Source organism: Anaerobacterium chartisolvens, from assembly GCF_003337415.1.
GTDB lineage: Bacteria > Bacillota > Clostridia > Acetivibrionales > DSM-27016 > Anaerobacterium > Anaerobacterium chartisolvens.
In genome coordinates this window covers 160037-174503 of the sequence record NZ_QPJT01000006.1, presented here as the reverse complement: position 1 = coordinate 174503, position 14467 = coordinate 160037, and the positions used below count along the sequence as shown (strand labels likewise).

General features: G+C 43.8%; 13 protein-coding genes. All 13 read right to left on the bottom strand.

From position 1 onward, the window contains the following. Positions 1–35: 35 nt before the first annotated feature. Positions 36–914 (bottom strand): YicC/YloC family endoribonuclease, encoded by an 879-nt coding sequence (locus DFR58_RS07150; protein WP_114297126.1) that lies wholly within the window; start codon positions 912–914, stop codon positions 36–38. Between the two features lie 233 nt (positions 915–1147). Next, a complete protein-coding gene (locus DFR58_RS07145) occupies positions 1148–1519 on the bottom strand; it encodes a response regulator (RefSeq protein WP_114297125.1) in 372 nt (123 codons plus the stop codon). After that, positions 1512–2261 carry a 16S rRNA (uracil(1498)-N(3))-methyltransferase gene (locus tag DFR58_RS07140; protein ID WP_114297124.1) on the bottom strand — a complete coding sequence of 250 codons (750 nt, stop codon included), beginning with the start codon at positions 2259–2261 and terminating at the stop codon, positions 1512–1514. The genes DFR58_RS07145 and DFR58_RS07140 overlap by 8 nt, the downstream gene beginning before the upstream one ends. Continuing rightward, entirely contained in the window at positions 2243–3187 is a 945-nt protein-coding gene (gene prmA, locus DFR58_RS07135; protein ID WP_114297123.1) for a 50S ribosomal protein L11 methyltransferase, read from the bottom strand. The genes DFR58_RS07140 and prmA overlap by 19 nt, the downstream gene beginning before the upstream one ends. 41 nt (positions 3188–3228) lie before the next feature. Then, entirely contained in the window at positions 3229–4368 is a 1140-nt protein-coding gene (dnaJ, locus tag DFR58_RS07130) for a molecular chaperone DnaJ (protein WP_114297122.1), read from the bottom strand. Positions 4369–4689: 321 nt separating this feature from the next. Continuing rightward, positions 4690–6543: a molecular chaperone DnaK gene (dnaK, locus tag DFR58_RS07125; protein WP_114297121.1), complete on the bottom strand. Its 1854-nt coding sequence runs from the start codon at positions 6541–6543 to the stop codon at positions 4690–4692. A gap of 103 nt (positions 6544–6646) precedes the next feature. Further along, positions 6647–7285, bottom strand: coding sequence for a nucleotide exchange factor GrpE (gene grpE / locus DFR58_RS07120; RefSeq protein ID WP_114297120.1), 639 nt, complete (start codon positions 7283–7285; stop codon positions 6647–6649). A 67-nt stretch (positions 7286–7352) separates the two neighbouring features. Continuing rightward, positions 7353–8417 carry a heat-inducible transcriptional repressor HrcA gene (gene hrcA, locus DFR58_RS07115; RefSeq protein ID WP_479722730.1) on the bottom strand — a complete coding sequence of 355 codons (1065 nt, stop codon included), beginning with the start codon at positions 8415–8417 and terminating at the stop codon, positions 7353–7355. Between the two features lie 138 nt (positions 8418–8555). Further along, a complete protein-coding gene (hemW, locus tag DFR58_RS07110) occupies positions 8556–9704 on the bottom strand; it encodes a radical SAM family heme chaperone HemW (RefSeq protein ID WP_114297118.1) in 1149 nt (382 codons plus the stop codon). A 217-nt stretch (positions 9705–9921) separates the two neighbouring features. After that, positions 9922–10731 carry a histidinol-phosphatase HisJ family protein gene (locus tag DFR58_RS07105; RefSeq protein ID WP_242987453.1) on the bottom strand — a complete coding sequence of 270 codons (810 nt, stop codon included), beginning with the start codon at positions 10729–10731 and terminating at the stop codon, positions 9922–9924. A gap of 9 nt (positions 10732–10740) precedes the next feature. Further along, a complete protein-coding gene (lepA, locus tag DFR58_RS07100) occupies positions 10741–12552 on the bottom strand; it encodes a translation elongation factor 4 (protein WP_114297116.1) in 1812 nt (603 codons plus the stop codon). Between the two features lie 156 nt (positions 12553–12708). Next, on the bottom strand, positions 12709–13005 hold the full coding sequence (locus DFR58_RS07095; RefSeq protein WP_114297115.1) for a hypothetical protein: 297 nt from the start codon (positions 13003–13005) through the stop codon (positions 12709–12711). Between the two features lie 70 nt (positions 13006–13075). Next, on the bottom strand, positions 13076–14338 hold the full coding sequence (gene spoIIP, locus DFR58_RS07090) for a stage II sporulation protein P (RefSeq protein WP_114297114.1): 1263 nt from the start codon (positions 14336–14338) through the stop codon (positions 13076–13078). Between the last annotated feature and the right edge of the window lie 129 nt (positions 14339–14467).

Sequence of the window (14467 nt, the reverse complement as noted above, 5' to 3'; positions counted from 1 at the left end):
TAACTTACCTCCCGATTTCTAATTTTTATATTGTGCTATTCTATATTCTGGACCTGTTCACGAATTTTTTCCAGCTCACTCTTAATATCAACAACATGCCTTGTTATTGTAAGGTCATTGGCCTTAGAGCCTATGGTATTTACCTCTCTGTTCATTTCCTGCATAATAAAATCAAGCTTTCTTCCAACCGGCTGCTTCATATCCAAGGCTTCCCTAAGCTGGCCTATGTGACTTCCAAGGCGCACTATCTCTTCATCAATACTGCATCTGTCAGCAAACAGAGCAATCTCCACAGCTATTCTGCTTTCATCCACAGTCTGCTGATCCAAGAGCTCTTTTATCCTTGCTTCTAATTTTTGCTTATACTCCGTTACAACATTGGGTGCCCGCAGAGCTATTTTCTTTAAAAGCTCTTCTATATACTCCGTCTTTTCCATAAGGCTTTTTTGGAGCTGCTGCCCCTCCTTTTCCCTCATGGAAACCAACGCGTTTAAAGCATTTTTAACAGCCTCACTAAGCATCTCCCATAGCTTATCTGCATCCTCTTCCGGCTTTTCAACCCTCAGAACATCCGGGAAACGAGCTATAAGCGAAACAGATATATCATCATTAAGCCCGCTGCTATCCCTAAGAGACTTAAGGGCATCTATATAAGCCTTAGACAGAGCTTTATCAAACACTACGGTTTTGGCATTATCCCCCAAATCCTCATATGATATATATACATCGGCCTTCCCTCTGGATATGCTCCTGCTCACCACATCCCTCACCTTATCCTCAAGGAAGGATATATGCCGCGGCATTTTTATAAAAACATCACTGTACCTGTGATTTACGGTTTTTATCTCAACGAAAAACTCTTTCCCGTCATTCTGGCTTTCACCTCTGCCAAAGCCTGTCATACTCCTAATCATAACCTATTATCATCCTCTTTTTGGATTTTATACTATTATAACATAACTTTTAATAAATTAAACTTTATTTTGTTATAATCATAATTTTTTTATGATTTTCAGGTGTTTTTTCCGGTTTTCTTCCATTTGCTCCGTTTTTTTAAGGTTTATTTCCTGAGCTTTTATTTTAAATATGCCTTGCCACATAAACTCTGAAATAAAAAAAGAATACATTGTATTCCCAAAACCGCGCCCTACGAAGAAATGACATTTTGAATGGCCGCAAAAACCCTGGATTTATCGAAAGGCTTTACTACAAAATCTCTGGCGCCCAGCTTTATAGCCTCAATGACCATCGCCTGCTGCCCCATAGCCGAAACCATAATAATTTTAGTGTGAGGACTGACCTTTAATATCTCCTTTATGGCGGCTATTCCATCCATATCGGGCATGGTTATATCAAGAGTCATAACATCAGGCTTCTTAAGCTGTGCCTGATGAATTGCCTCATGTCCGTCTCCGGCCTCACCTACAACAGTATACCCTTCTTCTTCCTCAATCATCCTCTTTAATAACGTCCTCATAAATATGGCATCATCTACTACAACAAATTTGAGGTTACTCATTTCCTAAATCTCCCAATTCATACATTAGTATTGATATTACAGCTATCCCTGCAGTCTCTGTCCTCAAAATTCTGGGGCCTAATGTTATGGGCCTTATATTAAAGTCCTGCGATCTACGCACCTCATTTTCCGTAAATCCACCCTCCGGGCCCACAAAAACAGCTATTCTTTTGGTTTTAGATCCTTTAATAATCGGCTTTAAAAAGCTCCCGGTTTCCTTCTCATACGGTATGATGCACAATTCGGCAGTGTCCGAAGCCTGCCTTAAAGCATCCTCAAAGCTCACGGGCACACCTATATGCGGAATTGTGCCCCTGTTGCACTGCTTTGATGCCTCCAGTGCAATTTTCTGCCATCTGGCAGTCTTGACTCCGGCATCCTTTTCATTGGCTATTTTAACCACCGTTCTATCGGTAGATACCGGAATAATGCTTTTAACACCCAACTCAACACTTTTCTGGATAATGAAATCCATTTTATCCGACTTGGGAATTCCCTGAAATAAAACAATATCTATAGGCGGTTCAGCATTATTTCTCTCTGAGCTTATAATTCCTGCAATTATACAATCCTTTTCGAAATTTTCAACCCGCACGGTGTAATCAGTACCCGCGCCGTCGCATACCTGAAGGGTATCGCCGCACTTAAGCCTCAAAACACGCTTAATGTGGCTTACGTCCTCACCCTTTATTGTAACTGCATTATTGCAAATATCCTCTTTGCTTATAAAGAACTTAGGCATTTGAACACCATCGCCACCCATTCGCCTGATTCCAGCCGCTCTATGCAGGAAAATCCCTCGGCTTCGCAGGCCTCCATAACCTCCCGGCTTCTCTCCTTTATGATACCGGAGGCTATAAAATATCCACCTGCTTTTAAATAATACGGCATAATTTTTGAAATGTCAATTATGATATTGGCAATAATATTTGCGGCCACTATATCGGCCTTCTGTGCAGGAACCTCATCCAAAACGCCTCTTAAGGCATGTACCCTGTCGTGAACGCTGTTAATTATACAGTTCTCCCTGGTAACCCTTATGGCAACCTCATCAATATCCACCGCCGTTATATGATTCGCTCCCAGCTTGGCTGCAATTATAGACAGTATTCCCGTGCCGCAGCCCACATCTATAACCTCGTCCCCTTGCTTCAAATACTTTTGGAGCAGCCCGGCGCACATTGCAGTTGTCTCATGTGTGCCTGTACCGAAGGCCATACCGGGATCAAGCTCTATTACAATCTCTCCGTCCTTCATGTTATAGTCTTCCCATGAAGGCTTAATCACTATGCCTTTTGAGATGTGTATCGGCTTATAGTATTTTTTCCATGCCGTGGACCAGTCCTCATCATCGACCTCGGTATAACCGCTGTAGCCGTGCCCGGTGTTCAGAAAGTTTGAAATAAACCTTATTTTCTCCTTAACAAGCTGCTCCAGCTCGGTAATATTAATATCCCCCTGAAAATAAGCCTTAATAATAACATCGTTCCCAAGGCTGCTTAAAAACTCCTCATCGGCATAATCGAGAGAATCGGACCTTAAAACTTCCCTTCTTATATCATTGGGGTCTTCTATTGCCACACCACCCGCACCTATAGAGGTAAGCATTTCCGATACGGCATCCGAAGCCTCGTCTGTAGTCGTTATTTTAATTTCATGCCACTTCACGCCCTGCTCCTTTCAGCTTTAGCAATAGTAAGCTTCCACAGCTACATTCCCAATGCGTTTTTCATTTTGTCAAAAAAGCTTTTCCTCTGCTCATGGCAATCATCACCGCTTAATTCCGCAAACTCCTTTAAAAGGGACTTTTGCTTTTCATTCAGCTTTTTGGGTACCTCAACATTCACCTTAACATATTGATCTCCCCTGCCGTTTCCTCTTAAGAAGGGTATCCCCTTTGTCTTAAGCCTGAATACCGATCCGGTCTGCGTACCCTCGGGTATGGAGTATTTCACCTTGCCGTCCAGAGTGGGAACCTCAAGCTCACAACCCAAAACAGCCTGCACAAAGGTTATGGGCATTTCACACACAACATCATTGCCCTGCCTCTGAAACAGTGCGTGAGGCTTTACTCTCATTGTTATAAACAGGTCTCCCGACGGCCCTCCCTTTGTTCCGGGCTCTCCCTCTCCTCTTAAGGATATTGTCTGTCCGTCATCAATCCCCGCCGGTACATTTATTTTTATTTTTACGCTTTTTCTTATACGTCCCTTTCCGTTGCATTTAGGACAAGGGTCTGTAATTATTTTACCCTCTCCATGACAAACGTCACAGGTTTTAACGTTTACAAACTGCCCAAAGGGTGTACTCTGCTTATATTGTACCTGCCCGGTGCCGTTACAGTGCTTGCAGGTTGAGCTTGTTGATCCGGGCTTTGAGCCTGAGCCTGAGCATGTACCGCAGTTCTCCATTCTGTTTATGCTTATTTCCCTTTCCACTCCGAAGGCCGCCTCCTCAAAAGCAATTTCCATTGCATATTTAAGATCAGCACCCTTCTGAGGGCCTCCCTTGCTCCTTGCAGACCTTCCTCCAAAGCCTGCACCTCCGAAAAAGGACTCAAAAATATCTCCGATGCCCCCGAAATCAAAATCGGAACTGAAGCCTCCCCCAAAGCCGTTGGGATCAGTTCCTGCGTGCCCAAACTGGTCGTACTGCGCCCTCTTCTGGGAATCACTTAGGATTTCATAAGCCTCATTGGCCTCCTTAAACTTCGCCTCGGCGGCCTTATCGCCTGGATTCATATCGGGGTGGTACTGCTTTGCCAGCTTTCTGTACGCTTTTTTTATATCAGCATCGGAGGCACCTCTTTCAACACCAAGGACTTCATAATAATCCCTTTTGTTTGCCATCCAATCAACTCCTTCTCTAATTAAAGAGCCTTGGGGGTCAGCATGTATCCCCTTTCAAGCCTCCCAAAATTTCTATGACACCTGCGAAATATTATAGCATATGGATAATAAGGTTTACAAACAAATTTATACTGACAGGTGCTTTTATATACGCTTAAACAGGCCAAAGCCATTTGCAGAGAAGGCTGATCCCAAAACCCGAACATTGTCCGTCAGCTTTCTCATGAAGAAACCCGGAAGACCCCTGCCGGCAAACCGTCAGAGCTTCTTGCTTCTAAATGACTTTGGCCTGTTGTTCCACTTTATATTTTAAATTATGTTCTATTTCTTATCGTCGTCAACCACCTTGTAGTCGGCATCATAAACATTGTCCTGAGCGCCCTGGCCTGGATTTGCTCCTGCGCCCGGATCAAAGCCCGCTTCAGGATTTGCTCCCTCACCGGGGTTCTGCTGATAGATTTTTGAGGATATCTCATAGAAGGCCTGTGTCAGAGCCTCGGTAGCACTCTTGATTTGTTCGGTATCAGTGCCCTTAAGAGCCTCCTTAACCTTATTTATTTCAGCCTCAACCTTTGATTTATCATCCTCCCCAAGCTTATCTCCCAGCTCCTTTAAGGTCTTTTCGGACTGGTATACCATAGAGTCGGCATTATTCCTTACCTCAATCTCTTCCTTCTTTTTCTTATCCTCCGAGGCAAACTTCTCAGCTTCCTTTACAGCCTTATCTATATCATCGTCCGATAAATTTGTGGATGCCGTAATAGTAACCTTTTGCTCATTTCCTGTACCCAGATCCTTGGCCGATACATGCGCAATTCCATTGGCATCTATATCAAAGGTAACCTCTATCTGAGGCACGCCCCTTGGAGCCGGCGGTATTCCTGTAAGCTGGAACCTTCCCAGTGTTTTGTTATAGGAGGCCATTTCTCTTTCTCCCTGCAGAACATGGATCTCAACACTTGTCTGTCCGTCGGCGGCAGTTGAAAATACCTGGCTCTTTTTGCTGGGAATGGTGGTGTTTCTTTCAATCAGCTTTGTAAATACCCCTCCCAGAGTCTCTATTCCAAGAGACAGAGGGGTTACATCCAACAACAGCAGATCCTTAACCTCTCCCGTCAGTACTCCGGCCTGTATGGCAGCCCCTACGGCAACGCACTCGTCGGGGTTTATACCCTTGAAGGGATCCTTTCCAAGGTATTTTTTAACAGCCTCCTGCACGGCAGGAATTCTAGTGGAACCTCCTACCAGCAAAATTTTATCAATTTTGTCGGGTGAAAGTCCCGCATCCTTCATGGCCTGTCTGGTGGGGCCCATTGTATTCTCAACAAGGCCGGCCGTCAGCTCATCAAATTTTGCCCTCGTCATTGTAACGTCAAGGTGCTTGGGGCCTGTCGCATCAGCCGTAATAAACGGGAGGTTTATATTTGTAGTGGTAACGCCCGAAAGCTCTATTTTAGCTTTCTCCGCAGCTTCCTTAAGCCTCTGCATAGCCATTTTGTCATTCCTTAAATCTATTCCGTTTTCCTTTTTGAAGGTATCGGCCAGATAGTCCATTACCTTCTGGTCGAAGTCATCTCCCCCAAGCCTGTTGTTTCCGTTTGTGGCAAGAACCTCAAACACTCCGTCTCCGATCTCAAGTATGGATACGTCAAATGTACCTCCGCCAAGGTCGTACACCATTATTTTCTGGTCGTGCTCCTTGTCAAGCCCATATGCAAGAGCAGCAGCGGTGGGCTCATTTACTATTCTCAGAACCTCAAGTCCGGCAATCTTTCCGGCATCCTTGGTAGCCTGCCTCTGAGAATCACTGAAATATGCGGGTACGGTAATTACGGCCTGGCTTACCGGCTCACCGAGAAAGGCTTCGGCATCGGACTTAAGCTTTTGAAGTATCATTGCCGATATCTCCTGAGGAGTGTACTGCTTGTCGTCTATTTTGACCTTTCTGTCGGTTCCCATATCTCTCTTTATTGATATAACCGTTCTTTCAGGATTAGTTATTGCCTGTCTCTTAGCCACTTGGCCTACCAGCCTTTCGGCAGTTTTTGAAAATGCCACAACCGAGGGTGTGGTTCTATTTCCCTCGGGATTGGGGATAACTACCGGCTCTCCGCCTTCCATTACCGCCACGCAGGAATTTGTAGTTCCTAAATCTATGCCAATTACCTTTGCCATATAAAAAACCTCCTAAAAATAAAAATTAATTATATTTTCATACTTTCTTATTCCCATAATAAAAATTTATGTAGAACTAAAAAATCATATGCCCCTCATGCCACTAATTGGCAACCTTCACCATACTGTGCCTTATTACCTTATCCCCGATTTTATAGCCCTTTTGAAACTCCTCAACAACAGTACTCTCTCCGGCATTCTCATCCTCTATATGCATTACTGCGTTATGCAGAATGGGATCAAACTTTTCACCTACACTTTTAATTTCCTCAACATTCAGTCCCTTCATTACATCCTTCATCTGCCTGAACATAAGCAGAATCCCGTCCTTTAGAGAACCTGCCTCACCAGCCTCTCCCACCTTGGCGGATGCGTCTAAGGCACGCTCCATATTGTCAGCCACAGGCAAAAACGCACTTACTGCCTCTGCCACCGCTTCTACATATTGAGTCTCCTTTTCCTTTGCGGTTCTTTTTTTGTAATTGTCAAACTCCGCAGCCATTCTCTGCAGCGCGGACATATACTCCTCGCACTTGGAGGATTTTTCCTCAAGCCGGCTTTTTAATGCCTCCAGTTCCTTTTCGGTGCAGCCCGCCTCCGTCCCTTCGGACTCACAGCAGCCGGTATCCATGCATTCAGTATCTTTTAACTCATCATTATTTTCAGGGCATTCATTCTTACATGCCTCACTTGAAGCATTCTCATCATTGGATCTTTGTAAATTGCCATCTTCCCTTTTCATTGTATTTTAGTCCAACCTCCTACACCTCTAAAATTTTAGCTTGCAAACAGATATTTCTTAACTAAATTTACTCCGTCGAGCTGCCGTCAGGCTGTGAGCCTATAAGCTTATTCAGTTCCTGATTGATTTTCTCCCTTATATAATTCATAGTAGATATAACCCTTGAATATTCCATTCGTGTGGGGCCTATTATCCCTATAGAGCCTATGATTATATTGCCAAGGGAATATGTCGTGGTAATCAGGCTGCAGTCCTTTATTTCCTTCATTTCATTTTCAGCGCCGATTTGAATGGTTACTCCCTTTGAGGAGGAAGCTCCCTTTAAAATCCTGCAAAGTATATCCTTTTCATCCAGCGTGTCTAAGAACTCCTTGGCCTTAATTACATCCCTGAACTCAGGGTAATTTAAAATATTTGTGGTACCGTCAAGGTAAACCTCTGAAGTATCTGTCTGGTTGATACAGTCAGCCACCCCATCCAGAATAGGAAGCAGTATCTCCTTTGCCATTCCCATTTCATATTCTATTTCCTTTATAAGAGGAAAATTTATCTGCTCTAGGGTAAGGCCGCTTAATTTGTCATTAAACACATTGGATACCTTTATAAGCAGATCGGGAGTAATGCTTTCCGATATCCTTATAAGACCGTTTCTTACAATTCCTGTATTGGTAACTATGATTATCAAAGCCTTCCCAACCTCAACAGGAACAACCTGAACAGCCTTCAGAGCAATCTTATTGGTCTGGGGTATCATAGCCATAGATGTATATTTAGTGATTTTCGACATAACCAATGAAGCCTGCTTCATGAGCTGTCCCAATTCATTTATCTTTATCTCCATAGATCTTCTTATGTGTTCTATGTCTTCAATACTCAAATCAGAGGCACGCATAAGCTGATCCACATAGAGCCTGTAGCCTTTGTCGGAAGGAATTCTTCCGGCAGAGGTATGCGGCTGGGCCAGATATCCCATATCCTCAAGATCCGCCATTTCATTTCTTATTGTGGCGGAGCTTAAGCCAAGCTCGTGCTTTCTGGCAATAGTTCTTGAACCTATAGGCTCGGCAGTATTAATGTAGTCGTCGATAATAGCCCTAAGTATTCTCATTTTTCTATCATCTAAAAACATCATCAGCACCCCCTTTGTTAGCACTCATTGATATCGAGTGCTAATTCTATTCTAAAAATACCACCGTATTTTTTGTTTGTCAAGTAATTTTTTCAAGTGACACTCAGGGGACATTCCTCGACGAAGGAGAGGTGTGTCCCCTTACCTTATTAGCTCCACGAAAACGCTGTTTGCCAGATCCAGGCCCTTTGAAGACAGAGCAAGCCTGCTTCCCATGCATTCCAGCAGTCCCTTTTCCGTCAGTTCCTTAATTTGCATACCGTAGATGTCAAAAATCTCCCGGCCGAATCTTTGCCGGAATTCACTGATATCTATTCCCTGTGTCAGTCTGAGGCCCAAAATTACAAATTCCGATATTTCATCCTTCTTATATATATGCTCTATATTTTCAGCAGTATTTTGCCCATTATCAATGCATTTTATATAATTTTCAATATCGCATATGTTGCCGTATCTTTTGCCGTCAAAATACGAATGGGCTCCCGGTCCCACCCCTATATACCTGCAAGTCCTCCAGTACTTAATATTGTGGCGGCATTCATATCCGGGCCTTGCAAAGTTGGATATTTCATAATGCCGCAGGCCCGCTTGCCCTAATCTTTTTATCGCAAGATAATACATTTCCCTGTCCTGCTCATCGTCGGCAGGACAAAGCTCCCCCCTGTCAAGCATTTGCCCGAATACCGTACCGTCTTCTATCTTAAGGCTGTAGCACGATAAATGCTCTGGCTCCCACCGAAGGGCTCCCTCAATCGTCTCCTCCCAATCCTTTAATGTCTGTCCCGGCAGCCCGAAAATCAAATCGGCATTTATATTTTCAAATCCGGCTTTTCTGGCATCCTTAAAATTAGAAATAAAATCTTCCGCCGTATGAATTCTGCCCATCAGCCCGAGCAAATTTTTCTGGTACGCCTGAAGCCCCATGCTCAGCCTGTTTATGCCCGCCTGCCTATAGAGCGTGAGCTTTTCAACGCTAAGGGTTCCGGGGTTTGCTTCAATGGTAATTTCCGCATTACGGCATATTTCAAATGTCTTTACGCACAGCTCCATTAATTCATATATATATGCAGGGTCTACAAAAGAGGGTGTTCCTCCGCCTATAAAAACGGTATCCACCCTAAGTCCTCTCAATTTATCACCATATTGCACAAGCTCCTTTGCCACTGCATTAAAATAGGCCGGGATAAGCTGATCCCTGCCCGAAAATGAATTAAAATCGCAATAACGGCATTTGGATTTGCAAAACGGCACGTGAATATATAACCCTATACCTTCAATCTCCGAATGCATGATTTTGTCCTGCGAACCTCCCTGTTTTAAAAATCGTAATTGTTTTAAACGATTTCATTATTCGCTGTAGGGGCAGACCTATGTGTCTGCCCTGAATTTCTCCGTGTTCCGCGTTTCCCGGCAATTTAAGGGCAGACACGCAGGTCTGCCCCTACGATTTCTATAATACAATGTTCATGGAGAATATCGAAAAAACCTCGACATTCTAAACCAATTTTTAAAGGTTCGCAGGGTGCTCCTTGTCCCAGGGCAAATACACATGCCTAAACCCTATGTCAAGAAGGATTTCCCTCACCGTGTCAAAACCCCTTGCGGTATGAAGCACATCATGTGCATCACTGCTCATGCAAACACGCCTTCCCCTGTAATTAAAATATGCCTTCAATATGGAAACGCGGGGAAGGATTGAATTACAGGCTGAAAAAAGCCCCGAGGAATTGACCTCCACAATTTTGTCCGACGACGCACACAGCCTGGCAACCTCATCGTCTAACTCATCCAGCCATCTGTTCAGCTTTTCATCCCTATAAAAATCCTCGGTAAGATGCCTCCTGAAAACCCCTATATGTCCTATTGCGTCAAACACCTCTACCTTAATGCTGCTTTTCAGTTCCTTATAGTAGCTTTCTATTGTATTAAAAAATATGTCCCTGTCGTAAAAATGCTCCGTCTTTCTGTCGGATACCGGCCTTCCCCCCGCATTGTGTATGGAGCATATGGTAAAATCGTAGCTCTCCTCGTTCAGCCTTTTTAAGATCTCCTGCTGAACACTGAGGGAGTAATCAACCTCCGCACCGGCATACACAGCATAGCCCTTATCCCTGTATTCTTTTACGGAGGCTGTATATCCTCGGTAATCCAAAAATCCGTAAGCCCCGCACTCAGGCAAAAAGTCCAGATGCTCGGCAAAGCCTATTCCCTTTAATCCACCCTTGCCGATAACATCCGCGTATTCCGAAACACGGGATTTCCCGTCAGGGGAAAATGTTGAATGTATATGACAATCGTACAGCTCCATCACCCCCACGCTCAACAGCTATGTATCCAGCTTAAGCACACTCATAAAGGCCTCCTGGGGCACCTCCACGCTGCCTACCTGCCGCATACGCTTTTTGCCCTCCTTTTGCTTCTCAAGGAGCTTCTTTTTACGGGTTATATCCCCGCCGTAGCACTTTGCGAGGACATCCTTTCTGTATGCCTTAACCGTTTCCCGTGCTATTATCTTCCCTCCTATGCAGGCCTGAATGGGAATTTCAAACTGCTGGCGGTGAATTGATTCCTTCAGCTTCTCCGCCATTCTTCTTCCCCTTGAGTACGCCTTTTCCCTGTGCACAATGAATGACAGCGCATCAACAATCTCGTTGTTTAAAACTATGTCAAGCTTTACAAGATCCGATTCCTTATACCCCAAAAGCTCATAGTCAAGAGAAGCATATCCCTTAGTTCTGGATTTCAACGCGTCGAAGAAGTCGTATATTATCTCGTTTAAAGGCATTTCATAGGTAAGAATGGCCCTGCCCTCATCAATATAGGACATGTCCTTATATACTCCCCTTCTCTCCTGAGACAGCTCCATTATGTTCCCCACATACTCTATGGGAGTCATAATGGTCGCCTTTACCACCGGCTCCTCCATTTTGTCTATTTCAGCTACGGGCGGAAGATTGGAGGGGTTGTCTATATTGAGCACCTGACCGTCTGTGGCAGTAATCCTGTAAATAACACTTGGCGCAGTAGTCACCAAATCAAGGTTATATTCCCTTTCCAGACGCTCCTGCATTATTTCCATGTGAAGCAGCCCAAGAAATCCACACCTGAAGCCAAACCCCAACGCAATAGAGGACTCGGGCTCAAAGGTCAGTGCGGCATCATTTAGCTGAAGCTTTTCCAGCGCATCTCTCAAGTCGCCGTACTTGGCGCCGTCAGCGGGGTATATTCCACAAAACACCATGGAATTGACCTTTTTATATCCCGGAAGCGGCTCCTTTGCGGAATTGCCGGAAAGGGTTACGGTATCTCCCACTCTGGTGTCCCTTACATTCTTAATGCTCGCCGCTATATACCCGACATCCCCCGAAATAAGCCCGTCATGCGGAAGCAGTGTCCCCGGCCTGAAATATCCCGTTTCGGTGACGACAAATTCCTTTCCGGTGTACATCATTTTTATGCTGTCGCCTACCTTTACACTCCCTTCCATAATTCTTATATACACTATTACACCCTTATAGCTGTCATAATAAGAGTCGAATATAAGTGCCCTAAGCGGCGCGTCCTCCTCCCCTTCAGGGCATGGGATTTTCGATACAATGCTTTCTAACACCTGCTCGATATTTATTCCGTTTTTAGCCGAAACCATAGGAGCATCTCCGGCAAAAAGGCCTATAACATCCTCTATTTCCTTCTTTACATGGTCAGGCTGGGCACTCGGCAAATCAATTTTATTAATTACAGGCATAATTTCTAAGTTATGCTCTAATGCGAGGTATACATTTGCCAGTGTCTGGGCCTCTATTCCCTGTGCTGCATCAACCACCAGTATCGCGCCTTCACATGCCGCAATGCTTCTCGATACCTCATAATTGAAATCCACATGCCCCGGGGTGTCTATAAGATTATATATATACTCCTGACCGTCGCAAGCCTTATAAATCATACGGACAGGCTGTGATTTTATAGTTATCCCCCTCTCACGCTCAATATCCATGTTATCGAGCACCTGCTCCTCCATCTCTCTGGCTGTAAGCACGCCGGTCTTTTCCAGCAGCCTGTCCGCCAGAGTGGATTTGCCGTGATCTATATGGGCTATTATACAAAAATTGCGTATGTTTTTCTGTCTTTCGCTTGCCATCAACATATTCCTTTCATTAAAAGAGCATTTAGGGGGACATTCCCCGGTGAATTAAGAGGAATGTCCCCCTTGCATTATAGCATATGTATTAAAAGGTGAACAGGTCAATTTAAAGCTCTGATGAAAAATACTTTTAAAAATTTATAAAGGATGCGATCATTTCCCCAGAAAGCTTTGTATTCCCGCCTTCAGCCTCTCAATGTCCTCCTTAACGTATAAGGTATTTAAATAAAGCTTAAGGTTCATAAAATCAACCATAATATAGCTGTCATCCTTCTTCTCAAGCTTTATTATTTCTATTTTGCTCTGGTTCTTCATGATCATGTTTACAGAATAATCCGACAGGCATACCCCCGCAAAAACCAATGTAAAAAACAGAACAAGCGTCATTATGCATTTTGCTCTATACCTTCTTGCCCTCTTAAAGCTTTCAACCCTGCTCATTTTCAGCATACCGCCCCCAAACAATAAAATCACGGAGCTATAAAAGCACTCCGTGATTTTATTATTTCCATTTTGAGCATTATTTATTTTCCTTCAGCACTTCATCTATTGCCTCCGCAAGATATTTTACACTCTCTAAGCTTTCCTCAACGGTATTTCCGTCCGCCCCCACCTCTATAATCAGCGCTCCGTCTGTTACATGCTGGTTATACCTGTTCATACTAAGATTCAAGGGCCTTGTAAGTCCGGGATACTTGGAATCCAGCTTTTTCTGAAGCTTCAGCGCAAGCTTGAAGTTTTCCCTCCAATTTGGGTGTTTAAGCCTGCTTGACGTTCCCACCACAAACATTATCTTTGAGGTATTTTTATTGTTTATCTGAGAAACAACTCTCAGCTTGGGCTGATCCGAGCTCAGCCCGTCTCTGTGTATATCCAGAACCACTTTAATTGAAGGGTTACCCTTTAATATGCTTGTAACTGTTCTGTACCCGGTAGTATAAGAGCTGTTATAGTCATAGTCGTTGACAGTTCCGTTATGGACAACGCCAAGACCCTTTTTATCCAACGCCTTTGCAAGCTCCTCTCCTATCCTTACAACATTGTACCTGTTATCGCTGCTCCTGTTGGGAATTCCGCTTTTGCCTAACTCCTTTTCGTTTCTAAGATATGCCTCGGAGGTATGTGTGTGATAAATAAGCACTTGAGGCCCCTTTTTATCAAAATTAAGCTTTAAGGGCTCTTGAATAAGCTTATCTATAACAGCATCATCTACTTTAAACTTTGTCTCATTCTGAACGGCAATTTTGCCGGTATATATCGTCTGCAAATCAGGGCTTCTTCTCTCATCCTCATATACTATGCTGCTTGCATCCTCCTTAAACGGGGGATTTACTCCCTCCTTGCCCTCATTATGCCCGGCATTGTCATATATCCCGTGCTCTGGGACTCTATTCGCTGTTTTCCCCTCCTTACGGTTTAAAAGAGCACGATATTCATTATTATAATAGCTTGCTATAAACGGAGACTGGGCATTAATTATTGTAAGAGGATTGCCTAAGTCAACCGTAAACACCGCCTTTATAGCACCCTTAAGCTCATTTGCAAAGGAAAAATCCACATTGCCGCTGTTATATATGGTATCAATTATGGGTAGAGACTTATTTAGCGTAGACTTAAAGCTCTCAACATCAATTCTGTTAATAATACTAATATGTGTATCGGACAGAAGCCTTCCTCCAAACATTCCCCCCGCCATAATCAAAAATGACATCCCTATAAATAAAGCTGTCTTAAGAGTCTTGTACAAAATATTGCGTCTGTACTTTCCGTAAATTTTGCCCATTTTGTCCTCCGTTTACAGGTAGTGGGAATTATCATAAGCAATTCTCTTTATCATGGCCCTAATATGTATATATTTGCCTTTAAAAAATTATATTCTCTAAAGGCGGATACTATTACTTTTTTAGACGCA